The following is a 264-nucleotide window of genomic DNA, read 5'->3' on the forward strand; positions in this document are numbered from 1 at the left end:
GCTACTCCGTTTGCATCGTATGCTGCTAAATCTTTGAATTCGTATTTCCAGCCTGTTGCTTTGCTTACTTCTTGCGTCGCAATCACTGTACCACTTTGTAGAAGGTCTACTTTAATCATTTCCGGACGATCTTTCGCGTTATCGTCTTTCCATGTTTTCGTTCCTTCTACTTTTGTTTTGCCTACTTTTGTATTTGTGATGTCAGTACCACTTACTTTGGATTCATATCCGGCTACTGGCTGTTCTTTCACTTCATACTTGTAT

The 264-nt window shown here is 40.2% G+C and carries 1 protein-coding gene; it reads right to left on the reverse strand.

Features of this window, described 5'->3' with window-relative positions; all coding sequences use genetic code 11:
- The coding region (locus tag FT637_RS29780) for a Cna B-type domain-containing protein (RefSeq protein WP_193649265.1) at window positions 1-264 on the reverse strand (264 nt) is incomplete at both ends.

Source organism: Bacillus cereus (genome assembly GCF_015071065.1).
In the GTDB taxonomy this organism is placed as follows: domain Bacteria; phylum Bacillota; class Bacilli; order Bacillales; family Bacillaceae_G; genus Bacillus_A; species Bacillus_A cereus_BA.